The sequence below is a fragment of the Nonomuraea sp. 3N208 genome, from assembly GCF_052245935.1.
Taxonomy (GTDB): Bacteria; Actinomycetota; Actinomycetes; order Streptosporangiales; family Streptosporangiaceae; genus Nonomuraea.
Genome location: NZ_JBQQBR010000038.1, coordinates 57,815 through 76,355, shown reverse-complemented (window position 1 = coordinate 76,355; position 18,541 = coordinate 57,815). Strand labels below are relative to the sequence as shown.

The window sequence follows — 18,541 nt, the reverse complement described above, 5'->3', positions numbered from 1 at the left end:
CGTACTCATGGCACGTGCGGTAGGTATCGACCTTGGGACGACCAACTCCGTCGTCTCGATCCTCGAGGGCGGTGAGCCCACCGTCATCGCCAACGCGCAGGGCTCGCGGACCACGCCGTCCGTGGTCGCCTTCGCGAAGAACGGCGAGGTCCTGGTCGGTGAGGTCGCCAAGCGGCAGGCCGTCACCAATGTGGACCGGACGATCCGCTCGGTCAAGCGGGAGATGGGCACCAACTGGTCCAAGGAGATCGACGGCAAGAAGTTCTCGCCGCAGCAGATCAGCGCCTTCGTGCTGCAGAAGCTCAAGCAGGACGCCGAGGCATACCTGGGCGAGAAGATCACCGACGCGGTGGTCACCGTCCCGGCATACTTCAACGACGCCCAGCGGCAGGCCACCAAGGAGGCCGGCACGGTGGCGGGCCTCAACGTGCTCCGCATCATCAACGAGCCGACCGCGGCGGCCCTCGCCTACGGGCTCGACAAGGAGCAGGACCAGACCATCCTGGTCTTCGACCTCGGTGGCGGCACCTTCGACGTGTCGCTGCTCGACGTCGGCCAGGAGGACGGCCACGGCTTCGTCGAGGTCAAGGCCACCTCCGGTGACAACCACCTCGGTGGTGACGACTGGGACCAGCGCGTCGTGGACGAGCTCGTCAAGCGTTTCCAGAACGCTCACGGCGTCGACCTGGCCAAGGACAAGATGGCGCTCCAGCGCCTGCGCGAGGCCGCCGAGAAGGCGAAGATCGAGCTGTCCAGCCAGTCCGAGACCAACATCAACCTGCCCTACATCACGGCGTCGTCCGAGGGCCCGCTGCACCTCGACGAGAAGCTCACGCGCAGCGAGTTCCAGCGGCTGACGGCCGACCTGCTCGAGCGGACCAAGGGCCCGTTCCACCAGGTCATCAAGGACGCCGGCATCAAGGTCGCCGACATCGCGCACGTGGTGCTCGTCGGCGGCTCGACCCGCATGCCCGCCGTGACCGAGCTGGTCAAGGAGCTGACCGGCGGCAAGGAGCCCAACAAGGGCGTCAACCCGGACGAGGTCGTCGCCATCGGCGCCGCCCTGCAGGCCGGCGTGCTCAAGGGTGAGGTCAAGGACGTCCTGCTGCTCGACGTGACCCCGCTGTCGCTGGGCATCGAGACCAAGGGCGGGATCTTCACCAAGATCATCGAGCGCAACACGACGATCCCGACGAAGCGCTCTGAGGTCTTCACCACGGCCGAGGACAACCAGCCGTCGGTGCAGATCCAGGTCTTCCAGGGCGAGCGCGAGATCGCCGCGTACAACAAGAAGCTCGCCACGTTCGAGCTGACCGGCATCGCGCCGGCGCCGCGCGGCATCCCGCAGATCGAGGTCACCTTCGACATCGACGCCAACGGCATCGTCAACGTCGGCGCCAAGGACCTGGGCACGGGCAAGGAGCAGTCGATGACGATCACTGGCGGCTCCGCGCTGCCGAAGGACGACATCGAGCGCATGATGCGCGAGGCGGAGTCGTACGCCGAGGAGGACAAGAAGCGCCGCGAGGAGGCCGAGGTCCGCAACAACGCGGACGGTCTGGCCTACCAGACGGAGAAGTTCCTCCGCGAGAACGACGACAAGGTCCCCGGCGACATCAAGACCGAGGTCAACGACGCCCTGGCCGAGCTGAAGAAGGCTCTGGAGGGCACCGACACCGACGTCATCCGCACCTCGGCGGAGAAGCTCGCCACCGTGAGCCAGAAGATGGGTTCGGCGATCTACGCCGCGAGCCAGGGCCAGCAGGCCGGTGGCGAGGGCGCCCCGCAGGACGCCTCCGCCGGTGACGGCCAGAAGGCCGACGAGGACGTGGTCGAGGCCGAGATCGTCGACGACGAGCCGAAGAAGGACAAGTGATGCCGGCGCGTGAAAACGGGCATGAGGAGCCGGTGATCCGCGACAAGCGCAAGATCGACCCGGAGACGGGGCAGGTCAGGGAGACCGCCGCCGCCGACCAGGCGGCCGGGCAGCCGTTCGCCGAGGCGCCGGCTGTGGCCTCCCCCGACGGCGAGCTGGCCGCCCAGCTCGCCGAGCGGACCGCCGACCTGCAGCGGCTCCAGGCCGAATACGTGAACTACCGCAGGCGGGTCGAGCGCGACCGGGCCGCGGTCAGGGAGCAGGCGGTCGCGGGTGCGCTGGTGGAGCTCCTGCCCGTGCTCGACGACATCGGCAGGGCCCGCGACCACGGTGAGCTCACCGGGGGCTTCGCGAAGGTGGCGGAGTCGCTGGAGGCGGTCGTCACCAAGCTTGGCCTCAGCCCCTTCGGGCAGAAGGGCGAGCCGTTCGACCCGACCGTCCACGAGGCGCTGATGCACAGCTACTCCCCGGACGTGATCGAGCCGACCGCGATCGAGGTGCTCCAGCCTGGATACCGGATGGGTGACAGGGTGCTCCGCCCGGCTCGGGTGGCCGTGGCCGAGCCCGAAGACGCCCCCGCGGCGCCGAACGGCGACGCACAATCCGAAGAAGACAACTAAGGACGAGGACGAAGGGCCCTAGATGAGCACCAAGGACTACCTGGAGAAGGACTACTACGCCGTCCTTGGTGTGCCCAAGACCGCCACCGCAGACGAGATCAAAAAGGCCTACCGCAAGCTGGCCAGGCAATACCACCCCGACAGCAACCAGGGCGACGCGACCAAAGAGGCCAAGTTCAAGGAGGTCTCCGAGGCCTACGACGTCCTGTCCGACAGCAAGCGCCGCAAGGAGTACGACGAAGCGCGCACGCTGTTCGGCTCCGGGGTGGGCGGCCAGCGGGCCGGCGGTGGCGGCTTCCCGTTCGACTTCGGTGACCTGTTCGGCGGGACCGGACAGCAGAGCCACGGCGGCGCGGGTGAGCGGCTCGGCGACCTGTTCGGCGGGCTGTTCAACCGTGGTGGCACGACCCGCACCACCACGACGTCCAGGCCACGACGCGGCCAGGACGTCGAGTCCGAGGTCACGCTGACGTTCACCGAGGCCGTCGAGGGCACCACGGTGTCGCTCAGGCTGACCAGCTCGGCCGCCTGCACCGCGTGCAGCGGCACCGGCGCCAAGGCGGGCACGACCCCCAGGGTCTGCCCCACCTGCGAGGGCACCGGGGCGGCCAGCCGCAACCTGGGCAACTTCGCCTTCTCCGAGCCCTGCCGCGACTGCAAGGGCCGCGGCCTGATCGTGGACGACCCCTGCCCCGTGTGCGAGGGCAACGGCCGGGCCAAGAGCACCCGCAACATCCAGGCCCGCATCCCCGCCGGCGTGGCCGACGGCCAGCGGGTCAAGCTCAAGGGCAAGGGCGCCCCGGGCGAGAACGGCGGCCCGGCCGGCGACCTCTACATCCAGACCAACGTCAAGCCGCACGCCGTGTTCGGCAGGTCGGGTGACAACCTGACCGTCACGGTGCCGGTGACGTTCACGGAGGCCGCGCTGGGCGCCGAGATCAAGGTGCCGATCCTCAAGGGCCTGCCGGTCACGCTGCGTATCCCCACGGGCACGCCCAACGGGCGCACGTTCCGGGTGCGCGGCAGGGGCGTCACCCGCAAGGACGGCACGAAGGGCGATCTGCTCGCCACCGTCGAAGTGGTCGTGCCGAAGACGCTCGACGACAAGTCGCGCGAGCTCCTGACCGAGTTCAACACCGCGACCGCGGGGGAGGACCCGCGCGCTGATCTCATTCAGCGAGCCAGAAGCGAGTAGCCGATGGACGCCAATTACTTCGACCTGTCAGACGACACACCCGTCTACGTGATCTCGGTGGCCGCGCAGTTGTCCGGGCTCCACCCGCAGACCCTGCGGCAGTACGACAGGCTGGGGCTGGTCAGTCCTGGCCGCACGGCGGGCCGGGGCCGCCTCTACTCCACAAGAGACATCATCCAGCTCCGCGAGGTGCAGCGGCTCTCCCAGGAGGAGGGCATCAACCTCGCGGGCATCAAGCGGATCCTCGAGCTCGAGAACGAATCTCTTCGGCTGCGTGAGGAGGTTCACCGTCTGCGTGCCGAGATGCGGATGGTCAGAGCGTTGATCCGCTATGAACTGCCACCGGGGGCTTAGAAGGAATGGACTACAAGCTCACCCAGAAGAGCCAGGAAGCGCTCTCGGGGGCCATGCGGCGTGCTGCCGCTGAGGGCAACCCGGAGATCGCACCGGCTCACCTGCTGACCACGCTGCTGTCGCAGACGGGCGGCACCGCCGTGCCGCTGCTCGAGGCCGTCGGCGCCGACTGGCGCACACTGCGGGCGCGGGCCGAGGAGCTGCTCGCGGCGCTGCCGAAGGCGCAGGGCGCGACGGTCGGGGCGCCGTCGAGCTCGCGCCAGCTGCTCACCGTGATGAACACTGCCGCCCAGCACGCCAACCGCCTCGAGGACCTCTACGTCTCCACCGAGCACCTGCTGGTGGGCCTGGCCGCCGACGGCGGCCAGACGGCCGAGCTGCTCAAGTCGCAGGGCGCGACGCCGCAGGCGCTGCTCGACGCTTTCGAGAAGGTACGCGGCCACGCCCGCGTCACCAGCGAGACCCCTGAGGACACCTACCAGGCGCTGGAGAAGTACGGCGTCGACCTGACCGAGAGTGCCCGCGCCGGCAAGCTCGACCCGGTCATCGGCCGCGACAGCGAGATCCGCCGCGTGGTCCAGGTGCTCAGCCGCCGCACCAAGAACAACCCGGTGCTGATCGGCGAGCCCGGCGTCGGCAAGACCGCCGTCGTCGAGGGCCTGGCCCAGCGCATCGTGGCCGGCGACGTGCCCGAGTCGCTGCGCAACAAGCGGCTCATCGCGCTGGACCTGAGCGCGATGGTGGCCGGGGCGAAATACCGCGGCGAGTTCGAAGAGCGGCTCAAGGCCGTGCTCTCCGAGATCAAGGAGAGCAACGGGCAGATCGTGACGTTCATCGACGAGCTGCACACCGTGGTCGGCGCGGGGGCGGCCGAGGGCGCGATGGACGCGGGCAACATGCTCAAGCCCATGCTGGCCCGAGGCGAGCTGCGCATGATCGGCGCGACCACGCTCGACGAATACCGCGAGCGCATCGAGAAGGACCCGGCGCTGGAGCGCCGCTTCCAGCAGGTCTACGTGGGCGAGCCCACGGTCGAGGACACGATCGCGATCCTGCGCGGGCTGAAGGGCCGCTACGAGGCCCACCACCAGGTGCAGATCGCCGACAGCGCGCTGGTGGCCGCCGCCGCGCTGTCCGACCGCTACATCACCAGCCGCTTCCTCCCCGACAAGGCCATCGACCTGGTCGACGAGGCCGCCTCGCGGCTGCGCATGGAGATCGACTCCCGTCCCGTGGAGATCGACCAGCTCCAGCGCAACGTCGACCGCATGAAGATGGAAGAGCTGGCCCTGTCGAAGGAGACCGACGAGGCCTCGGTGCAGCGCCTCGAGCGGCTCCGCAGGGAGCTGGCCGACCGCCAGGAGGAGCTCAATGCCCTCGTCGGCCGCTGGGAGCACGAGAAGGCCGGGCTCAACAAGGTCGGCGAGCTGAAGAAGCAACTCGACGAGGCTCGCGGCGCCGCCGAACGGGCACAGCGAGACGGCGACTTCGAGGCCGCCTCGCGCCTGATGTACGCCGAGGTGCCGGGGCTGGAGCAGGCGCTGAAGGCCGCCTCCGAGGCCGCGCCGCCGGACAACGCCATGGTCAAGGAGGAGGTCGGCGCCGACGACATCGCCGAGGTGATCTCGTCGTGGACCGGCATCCCCGCAGGGCGTCTCCTGGAGGCTGAGACGGCCAAGCTGCTGCGGATGGAGGAGGAGCTGGGCAGACGGCTCATCGGCCAGCAGCAGGCCGTACAGGCCGTCTCCGATGCCGTCCGGCGCAGCCGGGCCGGCATCGCGGACCCCGATCGGCCGACGGGCTCGTTCGTCTTCCTCGGCCCGACAGGTGTGGGGAAGACGGAGCTGGCCAAGGCGCTGGCGGAGTTCCTGTTCGACGACGAGCGGGCGATGACCCGCATCGACATGAGCGAATACTCCGAGAAGCACAGCGTGGCCAGGCTCGTCGGCGCGCCGCCCGGCTATGTCGGCTATGAGGAGGGCGGCCAGCTCACCGAGGCCGTCCGGCGCCGCCCGTACACCGTCGTGCTGCTCGACGAGGTCGAGAAGGCCCACCCCGAGGTATTCGACATCCTCCTCCAGGTGCTCGACGACGGGCGGCTGACCGACGGCCAGGGGCGCACGGTCGACTTCCGCAACACGATCCTGATCCTCACCTCCAACATCGGCTCGCAGTACCTCATCGACCCCAAACTGGAGAACGGCGCCAAGCGAGAGGCCGTCATGGGGGCGGTGCGCACTTCCTTCAAGCCGGAGTTCCTCAACCGCCTCGACGACGTGATCCTCTTCGACGCACTGGGGACGGAGGAGCTGGCGCAGATCGTCGATCTGCAGGTCGAGCGCCTGGCGCGGCGCCTGTCCGACCGCAGGCTGATCCTGGACGTCACGCCGGCGGCGCGCGAGTGGCTGGCCATGACCGGCTACGACCCGCTGTACGGCGCCCGCCCGCTGCGCCGCCTGGTCCAGTCCGCCATCGGCGACAAGCTGGCCAAGTCCGTGCTGTCAGGGGACGTCGTGGACGGCGACAAGGTCATCGTCGATCTCGGCGACGACGAGTTGCTCATCCAGCGAGCCGCCTGACCACAGAGAGCCCGGAGATCCAGCCGCGATCTCCGGGCTCCGGCGTGTCATGGCGCGGTCATCGGGCCCCCTCCTTGGTAAGGTCCCGCCCACTCTTCGGACAAGCCCCACTCGGGCCACCTCTGCGGCGACTACGTTCGGCGTTCGTCAGATCACCGAAATCGATCAGGGGGCGTGCGGTGCCAGCCCAGAAGATCCGAAGCATCGTCGCGGCGGCGACCCTGGCCGCGGGCGTCACCTGGCTCGCCGTGGCAGCCACCCAGGCGAACGCCTGCGGGGACAAGGGGCGCGCCGTGGCGGCGTCCGACCGGAACTGCGGTGAGGGCCGCGGGCCGTACCTGAACGACGGCACTCCCGGCGCCGGGGCGCTCTCCCCGGAGGCGGTCCAGCCCAGCGTGGCCACGGGGCAGCTGGCCAGGCTGGCCGGCCTTGCCGGCCTGGCGGCCGGGAACCCGGCGCCCGGCCTGGCCGACCTCGGCGGGATGGTGGCGACCTGGGACATGCCCTCGCTGGCCTCCGGCTCGCCAGGACTCCTTCCCACGAGAACGGGCCGGGCCGGGATGGAGGACCGGTCGACCGCGGCTCACGTGCCCGCGCTGCCGCCTCTTCCTCTTCCTGGTACGGCACTGATGGAACGGGTGCCGAACGAGACGGCGATCGGCCACGGCCCGAACCACGCCAAGGCCCCGGCGGTCACCACCCACGACCCGAAGGGCGTGGAGAAGCCGATGCACACGATCGGGACGAAGCTCATCGGCGAGGTGCTGCCGACGGCCATGCCTGGTCTCGGGAACACCTCCATACCGCCGGGCGGCGCCGCGGGGATGGAGGGCCTTGCGGGCCTGGTCAAGGGCGTCACCCTGCGGTGAACCTGCGGCTTCCCAGCCACCTCGTCCGGGCGCGGACCGTGCCTGCCGCGCCCGGCGCCCCCTAGCCGAAGGGGCCGCGTCCATCCAGAGCCGCGGCCCCTTCGGCCCCACCCGCCAGCCTCGGACGTGCCCCTTCGGCTTGTGCCCGCAGCCCATCGCCCCCCGGGCGACGCCGCGCCCACGCAACCGGCCGGACGGTCGCGGCTACCCGCCTCTGGACGCCCGCCGCTCCCTTGGGACCCGCTGCGGGTCACTCGGCGCGTTGGCGGGGGATGCCACCCGCCGGGCCAGTGAGGCACCGGCGTGCCTGAGTTCCCGGCGCCGTCCGGACGGCCCGCATGCCATCCCGGACGCGCATGCCATCCCGGACGACCCGTACGCCATCTGGACGGCCCCCATGCCATATGGACGGCCCCGTATGCAGCCGGATGCCCCTCGGCCCGGCGCGACGCACCGTGTACGAGCGGAGCCGTCGCGCGGAGCGGAACGTGCCGATGGGGTGCCCACCGCCGACGAGCGCCGCGTCCGCCGACACGACTCCCATGTGCGTGCGAGAGGCGCTGGGCGGGAGGATGGTGGCTGCCTCCCCCATCGACTCGGACCATCCCGCCAGAGGGCCCCCGCCCCAATGAGGTGGAGCCGGCAGGACGTCACATCTGTCGCTTGGGGCGCAGGCGTCCCTTCGAGGGGCATAGTGGCATGGACAGCGTGCGCGAGGGCAGGCGCGCACGCGCCGACTCCTGGCCGGCAGGCCGGCCGCGGCGTCAGTGGACGAGTGCGTCCAGTTCGTCCTCGGGGAGTCCCAGATCGACCCTGATCCGGTAGCGCGTACGCAACGCCGCCACATGGTCAGGATCGCTCTCGTCGGACCCCAGCGCGGCCTGCGTGGCCCACTCGAGACCGCCCTGCAGATCCCCGTACGCCACCAGCGTCTCGGCGATCGTGTGTGCGGTCGCCGTGGACACGCCGCCCTCAGCGCGTATCGTCTCGATGACCTCCCTTGCCTCATCGGCCCTGTCGAGCTCGAAGAGCGTGTCAGCGATTCCGGCACGCGGGTCGAAACCCGCATCGCCGCCGTCCTCGACCGCGCGCTGGAAACACTCCATCGCGCGCGCAGGCTGGCCCGCCGCTCGCCATTCCTCGGCGGCGAGGACCAGGATGGACGCCCTGGAGACGTCGCCGGACGAGTAGTCGAGCGCGACGTCGTAGAGCCGACTGGCCAGGGAACTGTGGTCGTCGGCCAGCAGGGCCTGGTCAAGCAGACGATCAAGGTGCTCACGGGTCACATGCGCCACACCGCGAGACTACCGAGCCACCCGAGGCTTTGCCCGGTCAATGCACATGGCCGGTCGGTGCGAAATTCGGTAACGTCTCGTTCAACCATGCTCACACTGCGCGTGTTTATGCAGGTTGCGGGGCATATATCGGTTGCTTTGCGCCTTGCGAGCGGAAGGGGCTGTGATGGGCATGTCCAAGCAGATGACCTTCGCGCTGGCCTGTACGGTCGTACTGTCGGCTCTCATCCCGGGTGTGGCCGGCTATCTGTCGGCCCGGCTGGAGGCCATCGAGGCCGCGGAACGTAACCTGCGGGCACTGGAGGCGAGGCTGGATCTCCGTGAGGCCCGGGACGCGCGCCCGGTGTCGTTCCCCGCGCCGTGTCTGCGCACGCCTTCCACGCCCCGGTTCCAGGAGGTGCCGGCGACCGCGCTCAGTGATCACAAGCACGGGCACTCTGAGATTCCGGACTGGCTGCCAGGGCTGCTGAAGGAGGTCGCGAACGCCATCGAGGACTGAGCCCACGCTCACGGTGCGACCAGCCGGGCCTCCAGGCCGTCGAGGACCGTCTGAAGGCCGAACTCGAAGCTCTCCTCCGGGCCGTCGTCGCCCAGGGCGTCCAGGCGGGCCCGCAACCTCGGGAACTGCGCGGCGATCTCGGCGATCCACGCCGTATCGGCCCGTACCTCGGCGGAGTCGCCGGCGCCAGGCGGCGTCGGACGCCTCGCCGAGCGCCTGGCCGAGGGCGAGGACGAACACCACGTTCATCGCCCAGTCCACCTGCCGGCCGGTGAACCCGGCCGCCTCGTAGACCCCGATGAGGTGGTCGTCGTGGTGGGCCTTGCCCTGGCCGTAGATGGAGTACAGGCTCATGGCCGTCACCAGCCACGGATGCCTGACGACCATCGCGTGAAGGTTGCGGGCCATTACGGCGGCGGCCTCGCGCCAGCCCACCCCGGCCGGGTCGGGTAGCTCGATCTCGCTCCACACCTCGTCGGCGGCCAGCACGACGAGCTCATCCTTGCTCTTGACGTGCCAGTAGACCGCCGTGGCGGCGGAGCCGAGCCACGTGCCGAGGCGCCGCATGTTGAGCCCCTCCACGCCCTCGGCGTCCAGGACCTCGACTGCGGCCCGGATGATCTGCTCCCTGGTCAAGCGCCCACGCCGCGTCGTCCTTGCCGCGACGCTGCAGTTATTGAGCGCCGTGCCGTTCCTGCTCGGGACCTACGTCGTTCTCGTCCACGGCGCCGGCGCGCAGGCGGCGGCCGAGGCGGAGGTCGCCCGCCAGGGCCTGCCGCCCTCGGTCCTGGCCGAACACGGCATCAGCTTCGGCTCGAACACGGCGGAACTGCCGTTCGCCATCGCGATCGTGCTGATCCTGGCGACGCTGGCGTACTTCCGCGGCAAGGCCCTATGACGGTGGCGACCAGGATTTCAGCTGACGGGACAGGAAGCCGCGGATCAGCTGCTTGGCGGCATCGATGATCTCGGGAGCGCCGTCGGGGTCGCGGCGGAAGGCCAGCTTCAGCACGGCGTCCCCGGCCTCGACGGCCACCAGGACGGCCAGGTCCAGCTCCGAGCTGTCGGCCAGCCCGAACTCCTTCAGGAACAGCCCACGCAGCCGTCCCGCGATCACCGTGTTGTTGTCGGAGTCGGAGTCGAGCATGTTGAGGTCGACGGCGTCACCGAAGTGCAGGCTCTTGAAGCCGGCGACCGTCCTGTGCATGTCGACGTACTCGTCGATGATCGCGTCGACCGCCTCCCACCAGCCGCGATGGTCCTCCTCCAGGAACCGGCGGTCCACCCTGCGGACGAACTCCTCGACGTTGCGCCGGGTGACTTCTTGGGTGATGGCCCGCTTGTCGGGAAAGAACTGGTAGACCGACCCGATCGCCACGTCCGCCCGCTCGGCTATGCGGGTGGTGGACAGGGCCTCGTATCCGGTCTCGTCGAGCAGCTCGGCACAGGCGTCGAGCATGCGCTCGACCCGCCGCGCACTGCGGCGCTGTGCGGGCTGCCGCCTCAGAGTTTGGGGCTGGGCACAATCGTCATCCATCTGCGGCGAAGACACGGATTCATCTTCTCCCCTACGGGCGATCGTTACTTGCAAATTTATGGATTTCTTGTGGGTCCACTCAGCCGCGCCAGCCCGCGCATCACCCGCGGCGAAATCCTGGACAGGACGTAGCCTATTTTGCCTTCCAGGTTGACAGGTACGACCGCCTGATTCCGGTGCACCGCCCGCAGGATGTGGGCGGCCACCCGCTCGGGCGGGTACCGGCGCCGCGCCAGCCCGCGCACGGCCTCCTCGCGGAGGTCCCGCCCCACGTATGTGGTGTGCTGTGCCAGGGGCGTGGACACGAAGCCCGGGCAGATGGCGCTGACGCCGATCCCGTGCCCGGAGAGTTCGGCCCTGAGGCAGTCGCTGAGCATCTTCACGGCCGCCTTCGAGACCGAGTACGCGGGCAACATCCTGGACGGCGCGAACGCGGCCAAGGAGGCGACGTTGACGATGTGCCCGCCCTGGCCGCGATCCACCATGGCGGCCCCGAACAGCCGGCAGCCGTGCACGACTCCCCAGAGGTTGACGTCGATCGTTCTGCGCCAGTCGTCAACCGTGTGATCGAGAATGGACCCGGCCACGGCGATCCCGGCATTGTTGACCACAATGTCCGGCACCCCATATTGGGAAAGAATATTTCGAGAAAAGTCCTCCATTTGATCGATATTCGCGACATCTACCTGCTTGGCCCACGCCGTGCCCCCGAGGTCCTTGACGATCCCGCTTGCGGCCCGTGCGGCGGCGTCGGCATCGATGTCCGCGCAGACCACCTCGCCCCCATGGGCGGCGAACGCCCGAGCCGTGGCCAGCCCGATCCCCGACCCCGCGCCGGTGACCACCACCAGCCGGTCCCCGAACGCCCCGCGCCGCGCGCCCGCCCGCGCCCGCCGCAATTCCCTGGACGCGGGGGCACCGTCCACGTGGGCGGCGAACTCGGCGATCATCCCGGCGACGAGTTCTGGATGGCTGCGCTGCACCCAATGGCCCGCCGCGATCTCGCGACGCCACAGCCTGGGCACCCACTGCCCGGTCGAGGCCAGCAGCGCCGGCGTCACGAACCTGTCGCGGGTGGCCTCGATGAGCTGCACGGGGATGTCCCCGACGGCCGGACTGAGATCGGGGTCCGCGAGCGTGTCAGGCATGTTCCGCCGGTAGAGCCACAGCCCGTTGTGCCCGTCCTTGACCAGTGTCTCGGCGGGATGGCCGGCCCGCGCCGCGACCCCGTCGCCGAAGCCCTGCGCGATCAGCCGGGGCAGGATCGAGCTCCATACGAGCTCAGGCACCACAGGGACCAGGAACCCACCGATGTACCAGGACCTGACCATCTGCGCGGCGACCTGGCGCCGCCTGCCGTGCCGCAGGAAGTGCGCCGTCTGCCGCAATCCCGGCCCCCCGACACTGGTGAACGAGGCCAACCGCTCCAGCACCCCGGCCCGTCCCACCGCTTCCCAACCCTGCAGGGACCCCCAGTCGTGCCCGACGAGATGCACGTGGGGTTTCCCCACGGCGTCGAGCACGGCGGAGAGATCGCCGATCAACCGGTCGAACCCGTAGTCGCGGCGGTCCAGCGGCTCGGTGGAGGCCCCGGCCCCGCGCACGTCGTACCGCACCACGTGGAAGCGGTCGCGCAACAGCGCGACCACCTCGTCCCAGACCCGATGCGTGTCCGGATAGCCGTGCAGGAGCAGCAGTGTGGGGTGAGCCGGGTCGCCGTCCTCGAAGACCGCCAGCCGCACGTCACCGGACTCGACCCACCGCATCGCGACCTCCTATTGGACGGGACGTCCAATTATAGATCTGTCAGGGCCGCGCGGCCAGCCCGGTGCAGGAGCGCAGCGCCTTCCAGTCCGCCACCGCCTGGGTCCTGGCGGACCCGGTCATCGGGACCGGGACACCGCCCTGGATGGTGGCCGGCGTCCAGCGGTCTTTCAGCACCTTCCGCCCGTTGATCGTCAACGTCAACACCCCGGTCCTGCCGGTGGTCGCCGGATTGGAGTTGTAGAAGACGAAGTTGCCCATGCCGTAGTTGACGTACGCCTTACCGAGATATCCGGACCCCAGCAGGATGTGCGCGTGTCCGCCGACGATCACGTCCGCGCCGGCCTTGACCAGCTTGGGGGCGAGCGAGAGCTGAGCCTGGTTCGGGCACTTCTGCATCTCGGTGCCCCAGTGCAGGTGGACGATCACGGTGTCGGAGTTCTTGCGTGCCTGCCGCACCGCCCTCAGCAGGCTCGCCTCGTCCTTGGCCGAGGCCAGCCCGCCCTTGTCGGCCGTGGCCGTCCACGCCTGGATGAACTCCGCGTCCAGCACCTGAGTGGCCCCGATGATCGCGACCCGGTTCCCGTTCACGGTCTTCCTGAACGGCTTGTACGCCTCCGCCGCGTTCTTCCCGACCCCCACCACGGGATACTTGCTGCGCTTGATCGCCACCAGCGAGTCGGCCAGCCCGCTCTCCATGTAGTCCATGCCGTGGTTGTTCGCCATGGACACGACGTCCACTCCCGCGGCCTTCAACGCGGTGAACGCCGTCGAGGGCGCACGGAACGTGAACTGCTTGCCAGGCGCGGGCGTCCCCCCGGTGGTGATGGCGGTCTCCAGGTTCACCATCGATAAGTCGGCTTGACGCAGCACGCTCGCGATCGGCCCGAACGCGGTGCGCGGGTTGGACAACCTGGGCCGCAACATCCCTTCGAAGTGCACGTCCCCGCCGAAAGAGATCGTGTACGGCCGCCGCTCCGGCGTCGGCTCCTCCTCCGGCGAGGCGGCCGCCTGCCGGTCGACCGGCTTGCTCTGCAACTCCCGCTCAGGCGCCGATGAGCAGGCGGCAAGCGAGACGACGACGGCGAACAACGGGAGGGCACGGGGGAGTCTCATCTGCCGCCATTTCCGCTCGAATCCTGACTTTCAGGGATCGAGCATGCCATGCACGGCAGATTACAGGGCAGACCCCATCAATTTGCTCATTGCGGACCTGGTCGCGTCGTCCATCGGCGTGTACACGATCACCCGGAGCTCCGGGACCGCCACGAGGCTGGTCGTGCTGAAGCGCAGCTCGCCCAGCTCCACGTGCTTGAACGTCTTCACCCTCGGCCCGGGCTCGGCCACGTCCTGCCTGGCCCACAGCAGGGCGAACTCGGCGCTCTCAGCGCTGAGCCGGCGGACGAAGTCCTGCCAGCAGGGGTCGTCCGCGTGCCGGCTGTAGGCGCTCCTGAAGACGGCGACCGCCCGCGCCAGCTCCTGATCGCGGTTGAGCAGCATGGCGGAGAGCATGGGGTTGAGGCAGGTCTGCCAGAGCGAGTTGCGCTCGCCCTCAGCTGCGTTGACGACTTCGGGAAACAGGGCGGCGTAGGCGTCGTTCCAGGCCAGGGCGTCGCAGCGGCCGTTGGAGACGACGGCGGGCAGGTCACCGAGCCGGTCGAGTATGCCCTGGAGCTCGAGCGTCACGTGCCCCGAGTCCACGAGGCCGGGATCCTCGGCATGCCCCGCCAGCCGGTAAAGGTGCTGCCGCTCGGCACTGTCGAGCCGCAGCGTGCGCGCAATCGCGTCGAGCACCTGGGTGCTGGCGTTGATCGGCCGCCCCTGCTCCAGCCACGTGTACCAGGTCACGCCGACCCCGGCCAGCTGCGCGACCTCCTCGCGGCGCAGCCCAGGGGTGCGCCGGCGTGGGCCTGGCGCCAGATCGACCATCTCAGGGGTGATGCGCTCGCGACGCGTCCGCAGGAACGCCGACAAATCCGCACGCTTGGCCGTTGCCACGCTCATATCGCCACCCGTTATCCAGTTACCGCTAGTACCAGTATAAATGGGCTCTCGTTACTGGTACTGATACCCCGGCAGACTGCTCAGTATGACGCAAATCGCCGATTTCACCTCTCCCGTGGACACAAACCCACAGAGAGGGACCAGAGCCAGCGGCCTGCTCCTTGCGATCATCCTCGTGGGGCAGTTCCTGGCCATCCTGAACGTCAACATCGTCAACGTGGCCACCCCGACCATCGAGGCCGACCTGCACTCCTCGGGCGCCGGCCTGCAGATGATCGTGGCCGGCTACACCATTGTCTACGCCGTCTTGCTGATCACCGGAGCCAGGGTCGGCGACCTGTTCGGCTATCGCAAGGCCTTCCTCGGCGGCCTGGCGGTGTTCACGGCCACCACGCTGGCCGCGGGCCTGGCGCCCTCCACCGGCTGGCTGGTGGCCTTCCGCCTGCTCCAGGGCGCCGGCGCGGCGCTGATGATGCCGCAGGTGCTAACGCTGATCCAGCGGAACTACCAGGGCGCGGCACGAGGGCGGGCGATCGGGATGTGGTCGCTGACCATCAGTGGCGGCATCGTGGTCGGCCAGGCGTTCGGCGGGATCCTGCTGGGCTTCGGCGCGGGTTGGCGCATCGTGTTCCTGGTGCTGGTGCCCATCAGCGCGATCCTGCTGGCGGCCGGGCTCAAGGTGTTGCCCACCGACGAGGGCGGCGGCCGGACCGGGCTCGACCCGTGGGGTCTGGTCACGTTGTCGGCGGCGGTGCTGCTGTTCGTGGTGCCGCTGGTGCTCGGCCGCGACCTCGGCTGGCCGCTGTGGGGCTGGATCTCGATGGGGCTGAGCGTGGCCATGTTCGGAGCCTTCGTCAGGGTCGAGCGGTGGGTGACCGCGCGAGGCGGCCGCCCTCTTGTGGACGCGCGGGTGTTGCGCGCACCCGGCATGCGGCCGGGCCTGGTGATCCTGCTCTTCGGACCCGCCACCTGGGGCGCCTTCCTGTTCACCTCGGCCCTGCACCTGCAGGGCGAGCTGCACCTGTCGCCGCTTGCCTCCGGCATGATGATGGTCCCCTGCGCGCTGGCCTTCGGCCTGGTCGGGCTCCTCTGGCCGCGCCTGCCGAGCCGGTTGCAGCGCCCGCTGGTGCCCTTTGGCTACGTGGTGGCCGCGCCCGCCTACCTCGGACTCGGGCTCGCCGCCGGGGGCGGGCTCGCGTACGCGATCATGAGCGCGCTCATCGGCGCCGGGCTCGGCGTCCAGGTCGCGGTGACCAATATGGCGACCGAGCGGGTGGACGGCGTGTACGCGGCCGACGCCTCGGGCGCGCTGCTCACGGTGATGCAGCTTGGCCAGGTCATCGGCGTCGCCACGGTGGGAACGTTGTTCATCGCGCTGAGCCAGGGCCACGGCACCCTGTCGGCGCCCTTGGGCGCCTCACTCGCCATGGCCGGACTGGCGGTGCTCGCCGGCCTGAGCTCCATCTTCCTCGTACGCGTCCGCGTGCCGTCATTGGCCTAACTTGGAGAATTCCTTTACTTAAATGCTTCAGGTTAAAGACGTAGCGTGGTTGCCATGGGGGACGACGACCTTCTCCGCCAGGCCGGGCTCCGGGTGACCGCGGCCAGGCTGGCGATCATGCAGACCGTACGCGATACCGACCACCCGGACGTGGACGACGTCTATCAGGGCGTGCGTGAACGTGTGGGACAGGTCTCACTCCAGGCGGTCTACGACTCGCTGCACGCGCTGAACGAGGCCGGTCTCGTACGGAAGATCGAGCCCATGGGCAGCCCGGCGCGTTACGAGGCACGCGTGGGCGACAACCACCACCACCTCGTCTGCCGGGAGTGCGGCGCCGTGGCCGATGTCGACTGCGTGGTGGGGGTCGCCCCCTGCCTCGAGCCCACCGACACGGCCGGCTACGTCGTGGACGAAGCCGACGTCACCTTCTGGGGCGTCTGCCCGAACTGCCAACGATGACCTTTCGGAGGACCCGCGCTAATAACGACCAGGCCCATGACCACCGACGACTCGGGCCTTCCTGCCCCGAGCGACGAGCATTCGCTCTCCGTCGGCCCGAACGGCCCCTGCTCATGCAGGATCACTATCTGATCCAGAAGATGGCGCACTTCAACCGGGAGCGCGCCCCCGAGCGCGTCGTGCACGCCAAGGGCGGTGGCGCCCCACGGGATTCTGCAGATCACCGAGGACGTGAGCCAGTACACGAAGGCGAAGCTGTTCCAGAAGGGCAAGGAGACCCCGCTCTTCCTGCGCCCAGGGCCTGGGGCTGTCCTGACCTGAAAACCCGTTCGTGCGGCGCGTCCTGGAAAAGGATGCGCCGTACGCATGTTCAAGCGAAATTCTTCCGGCCGCCCCTGCTTTTCACCGGCAGCTTTCGAAATGGATCCGGTAAGGCGGCTTATCGCACCTCGAATTGGCGGCGGTCCACGCGAGATCGAACCCCATGGCGCTTGATCGTCCAGGGGGATGCTGTGCCATGATGGCTACGTCTTCTACGCTCGCTCGCGAGGTGAGCAGGAGTTGGCCATGGCCCCTTGTGGGCCGTGCGGGGAGCGGCCCTGCGATGTTGCGTCCTCAACGTCGCCGGGCCGTTTTCTTTAGGCGCTCGTCGCCGCCAGTGTCGCCAGGTCGAATTCACCCTCGCGAACGCCGGAGGTGAACGCGGCCCACTCCGCAGGAGTGAACACAAGAACGGGACCGTCCTGCTCCTTGCTGTCACGCAGCGCGACGTTGCCGTCAGAGAGCGGGGCGATCTCGACACAGGCATCTGCGCCATTGCAGAAGGTGCTCTTCCGCCAAGCCGCCTTCGAAGGGTGGTTGTGCATTATCTCCCCAAATAGCTAAAGGGGCTCCATTGCCCCTTGTTGAGGTCGGCGTCTCTATCGCCGCCACAGCATGGCTTTGCGCTGGATGAGGACGCGGGACTCGTCCTCGTCGAGTGCCTCCGACTTGATGTGGTCGAAAGCGATTTCGTATCCAGCCACACGTTGGAGGTCTTCGACGAAGCTGGCAGTATACAGCTGTTCCAGGTACACAACATCGTCGAATTCCGCAAACTGCAGATGAATAAAAGTGCCGGTGTTCACCGGATGAAGTGAGTCCAGGGTCAGGACGCGCACGCTGACATGCGGGAGCAGGGAAATCTCCAGGAGATGCTCCATCTGCTCACGCATCACCGAGGGTTCGCCGAAGCGGCGCATCAGCGCCGACTCGTCGAGCACGACCGTGAGCCGGCAGGGCTCCGGCCGGTGCAACACGCGGCGTTGCCGATGGAGGCGGGCCTCGACGCGGCTGCGGACACCGCTGTGCGTGATGCGCGCGATGCCCCGGGAAGCCAGGATGACCTCCCGCGCGTAGTCCTCGGTCTGCAGAAGGCCAGGCACGATGTGCGGCTCCCAGGATCGCTGAGAGGTCGCCTCCGCCTCCAGCCCCAGGAATCTTGTGTATTCCTCGGGTAGAGCGTCCTCGTAATCTTCCCACCACCCCCGCTGCTCCGCATCCCGCAACAGGCCGATGAGTTCATCAAGTTTGTCCCCATCGACACGATAGAGCTTCACCAGCGCCTTAATGTCGTCGGTGCTGGGCATCGTCCTGGCGGCCTCGATGCGGCTGACCTTGCTCGGCGACCAGCCGAGCTCTTTGGCCGCCTTGGCCCCGGTGAGCTTTTGCCGCTCGCGCAGCAAACGCAGCTCCTGGCCGAGCCGGAGCCTGCGTACGGTCGGGCTGCCCTGCTGCGTTGGCACCGTCCGCTCTCCTTGTCAGGAAGGAAGGTGTAGCCGGAAGGGATCGTTTGGAAGCTGAGTTTAGAGACCGGTCGCCCAATCTTACACTGCAAGTTGCACGCGTAGTCGCGTTTGGCCTTGCCAGAAGGCTGTCACGGGGAGAGCGTAGGAGCAAGACAAGCTCCGTGAAGCCTTCTAGGTCGAGGCGAGGTTCCCAGCCTCC

The 18,541-nt window shown here is 68.8% G+C and carries 17 protein-coding genes and 3 pseudogenes; 11 read left to right on the top strand and 9 right to left on the bottom strand.

Annotated elements, in window-relative coordinates; genetic code table 11:
• Positions 1-7 precede the first annotated feature (7 nt).
• From dnaK to ACTWPT_RS43665, 6 genes and pseudogenes are all read left to right on the top strand, one after another.
• Entirely contained in the window at positions 8-1,876 is a 1,869-nt protein-coding gene (gene dnaK / locus ACTWPT_RS43690; RefSeq protein ID WP_305914379.1) for a molecular chaperone DnaK, read from the top strand.
• Entirely contained in the window at positions 1,876-2,496 is a 621-nt protein-coding gene (gene grpE, locus ACTWPT_RS43685) for a nucleotide exchange factor GrpE (protein ID WP_443183429.1), read from the top strand. Before dnaK ends, grpE begins: the two co-directional genes overlap by 1 nt.
• Positions 2,497-2,518: 22 nt before the next feature.
• Positions 2,519-3,691, top strand: a complete 1,173-nt coding sequence (gene dnaJ / locus ACTWPT_RS43680; protein WP_443183428.1) for a molecular chaperone DnaJ — start codon at positions 2,519-2,521, stop codon at positions 3,689-3,691.
• 3 nt (positions 3,692-3,694) lie between these two features.
• Positions 3,695-4,018 (top strand): annotated as a pseudogene (locus tag ACTWPT_RS43675) (heat shock protein transcriptional repressor HspR); the annotation flags it as partial.
• A gap of 32 nt (positions 4,019-4,050) precedes the next feature.
• On the top strand, positions 4,051-6,624 hold the full coding sequence (clpB, locus tag ACTWPT_RS43670; RefSeq protein WP_443183427.1) for an ATP-dependent chaperone ClpB: 2,574 nt from the start codon (positions 4,051-4,053) through the stop codon (positions 6,622-6,624).
• A gap of 179 nt (positions 6,625-6,803) precedes the next feature.
• Complete coding sequence (locus ACTWPT_RS43665) at positions 6,804-7,493, top strand: hypothetical protein (RefSeq protein ID WP_443183426.1); 690 nt, start codon at positions 6,804-6,806, stop codon at positions 7,491-7,493.
• Positions 7,494-8,257: 764 nt separating this feature from the next.
• On the opposite strand, the gene ACTWPT_RS43660 is transcribed toward ACTWPT_RS43665, so the two are convergent.
• The gene (locus tag ACTWPT_RS43660) at positions 8,258-8,788 is read right to left on the bottom strand and encodes a hypothetical protein (RefSeq protein WP_443183425.1); all 531 of its coding nucleotides are present in this window, start codon (positions 8,786-8,788) and stop codon (positions 8,258-8,260) included.
• A gap of 172 nt (positions 8,789-8,960) precedes the next feature.
• Here ACTWPT_RS43660 and ACTWPT_RS43655 point away from each other — a divergent pair, with 172 nt between their 5' ends.
• Entirely contained in the window at positions 8,961-9,287 is a 327-nt protein-coding gene (locus ACTWPT_RS43655; protein WP_443183424.1) for a hypothetical protein, read from the top strand.
• Positions 9,288-9,295: 8 nt separating this feature from the next.
• Here the strand turns inward: ACTWPT_RS43655 and ACTWPT_RS43650 are convergent, their stop codons facing one another.
• A complete protein-coding gene (locus tag ACTWPT_RS43650) occupies positions 9,296-9,403 on the bottom strand; it encodes a hypothetical protein (RefSeq protein WP_443183423.1) in 108 nt (35 codons plus the stop codon).
• A 142-nt stretch (positions 9,404-9,545) separates the two neighbouring features.
• Positions 9,546-9,854 (bottom strand): annotated as a pseudogene (locus tag ACTWPT_RS43645) (TetR/AcrR family transcriptional regulator C-terminal domain-containing protein); the annotation flags it as partial.
• Between ACTWPT_RS43645 and ACTWPT_RS43640 the strand changes: the two are divergent.
• Positions 9,853-10,185 (top strand): hypothetical protein, encoded by a 333-nt coding sequence (locus ACTWPT_RS43640; RefSeq protein ID WP_443183422.1) that lies wholly within the window; start codon positions 9,853-9,855, stop codon positions 10,183-10,185. The pseudogene ACTWPT_RS43645 and the gene ACTWPT_RS43640 overlap by 2 nt on opposite strands.
• Here the strand turns inward: ACTWPT_RS43640 and ACTWPT_RS43635 are convergent.
• From ACTWPT_RS43635 to ACTWPT_RS43620, 4 genes are all read right to left on the bottom strand, one after another.
• Positions 10,180-10,746: a TetR family transcriptional regulator gene (locus ACTWPT_RS43635; RefSeq protein WP_443183421.1), complete on the bottom strand. Its 567-nt coding sequence runs from the start codon at positions 10,744-10,746 to the stop codon at positions 10,180-10,182. The two genes, ACTWPT_RS43640 and ACTWPT_RS43635, sit on opposite strands and share 6 nt — an antisense overlap.
• A 134-nt stretch (positions 10,747-10,880) precedes the next feature.
• A complete protein-coding gene (locus ACTWPT_RS43630) occupies positions 10,881-12,590 on the bottom strand; it encodes an SDR family oxidoreductase (protein WP_443183420.1) in 1,710 nt (569 codons plus the stop codon).
• 40 nt (positions 12,591-12,630) lie between these two features.
• Positions 12,631-13,704 (bottom strand): CapA family protein, encoded by a 1,074-nt coding sequence (locus ACTWPT_RS43625; protein ID WP_443183419.1) that lies wholly within the window; start codon positions 13,702-13,704, stop codon positions 12,631-12,633.
• Positions 13,705-13,764: 60 nt separating this feature from the next.
• Positions 13,765-14,592, bottom strand: coding sequence for a helix-turn-helix transcriptional regulator (locus tag ACTWPT_RS43620; RefSeq protein ID WP_443183418.1), 828 nt, complete (start codon positions 14,590-14,592; stop codon positions 13,765-13,767).
• Between the two features lie 85 nt (positions 14,593-14,677).
• Between ACTWPT_RS43620 and ACTWPT_RS43615 the strand changes: the two genes are divergently transcribed.
• From ACTWPT_RS43615 to ACTWPT_RS43605, 3 genes and pseudogenes are all read left to right on the top strand, one after another.
• Positions 14,678-16,093, top strand: a complete 1,416-nt coding sequence (locus ACTWPT_RS43615) for an MFS transporter (RefSeq protein ID WP_443183417.1) — start codon at positions 14,678-14,680, stop codon at positions 16,091-16,093.
• Positions 16,094-16,147: 54 nt separating this feature from the next.
• The gene (locus ACTWPT_RS43610) at positions 16,148-16,555 is read left to right on the top strand and encodes a Fur family transcriptional regulator (RefSeq protein ID WP_443183416.1); all 408 of its coding nucleotides are present in this window, start codon (positions 16,148-16,150) and stop codon (positions 16,553-16,555) included.
• Positions 16,556-16,591: 36 nt separating this feature from the next.
• Positions 16,592-16,849 (top strand): annotated as a pseudogene (locus ACTWPT_RS43605) (catalase); the annotation flags it as partial.
• Between the two features lie 344 nt (positions 16,850-17,193).
• Here the strand turns inward: ACTWPT_RS43605 and ACTWPT_RS43600 are convergent.
• Both ACTWPT_RS43600 and ACTWPT_RS43595 read right to left on the bottom strand, forming a co-directional pair.
• Entirely contained in the window at positions 17,194-17,421 is a 228-nt protein-coding gene (locus tag ACTWPT_RS43600; RefSeq protein ID WP_327586353.1) for a DUF397 domain-containing protein, read from the bottom strand.
• Positions 17,422-17,475: 54 nt separating this feature from the next.
• Positions 17,476-18,339, bottom strand: coding sequence for a helix-turn-helix domain-containing protein (locus ACTWPT_RS43595; RefSeq protein WP_443183415.1), 864 nt, complete (start codon positions 18,337-18,339; stop codon positions 17,476-17,478).
• Positions 18,340-18,541: the final 202 nt, after the last annotated feature.

Coding starts and splice junctions, on each gene's coding strand:
- dnaK (WP_305914379.1), top strand. CDS start 8: ATGGCACGTGCGGTAGGTATCGACCTTGGGACGACCAACTCCGTCGTC.
- grpE (WP_443183429.1), top strand. CDS start 1,876: ATGCCGGCGCGTGAAAACGGGCATGAGGAGCCGGTGATCCGCGACAAG.
- dnaJ (WP_443183428.1), top strand. CDS start 2,519: ATGAGCACCAAGGACTACCTGGAGAAGGACTACTACGCCGTCCTTGGT.
- clpB (WP_443183427.1), top strand. CDS start 4,051: ATGGACTACAAGCTCACCCAGAAGAGCCAGGAAGCGCTCTCGGGGGCC.
- ACTWPT_RS43655 (WP_443183424.1), top strand. CDS start 8,961: ATGTCCAAGCAGATGACCTTCGCGCTGGCCTGTACGGTCGTACTGTCG.
- ACTWPT_RS43640 (WP_443183422.1), top strand. CDS start 9,853: ATGTTGAGCCCCTCCACGCCCTCGGCGTCCAGGACCTCGACTGCGGCC.
- ACTWPT_RS43635 (WP_443183421.1), bottom strand. CDS start 10,746: ATGCTCGACGCCTGTGCCGAGCTGCTCGACGAGACCGGATACGAGGCC.
- ACTWPT_RS43630 (WP_443183420.1), bottom strand. CDS start 12,590: ATGCGGTGGGTCGAGTCCGGTGACGTGCGGCTGGCGGTCTTCGAGGAC.
- ACTWPT_RS43625 (WP_443183419.1), bottom strand. CDS start 13,704: ATGAGACTCCCCCGTGCCCTCCCGTTGTTCGCCGTCGTCGTCTCGCTT.
- ACTWPT_RS43620 (WP_443183418.1), bottom strand. CDS start 14,592: ATGAGCGTGGCAACGGCCAAGCGTGCGGATTTGTCGGCGTTCCTGCGG.
- ACTWPT_RS43615 (WP_443183417.1), top strand. CDS start 14,678: ATGACGCAAATCGCCGATTTCACCTCTCCCGTGGACACAAACCCACAG.
- ACTWPT_RS43610 (WP_443183416.1), top strand. CDS start 16,148: ATGGGGGACGACGACCTTCTCCGCCAGGCCGGGCTCCGGGTGACCGCG.
- ACTWPT_RS43600 (WP_327586353.1), bottom strand. CDS start 17,421: ATGCACAACCACCCTTCGAAGGCGGCTTGGCGGAAGAGCACCTTCTGC.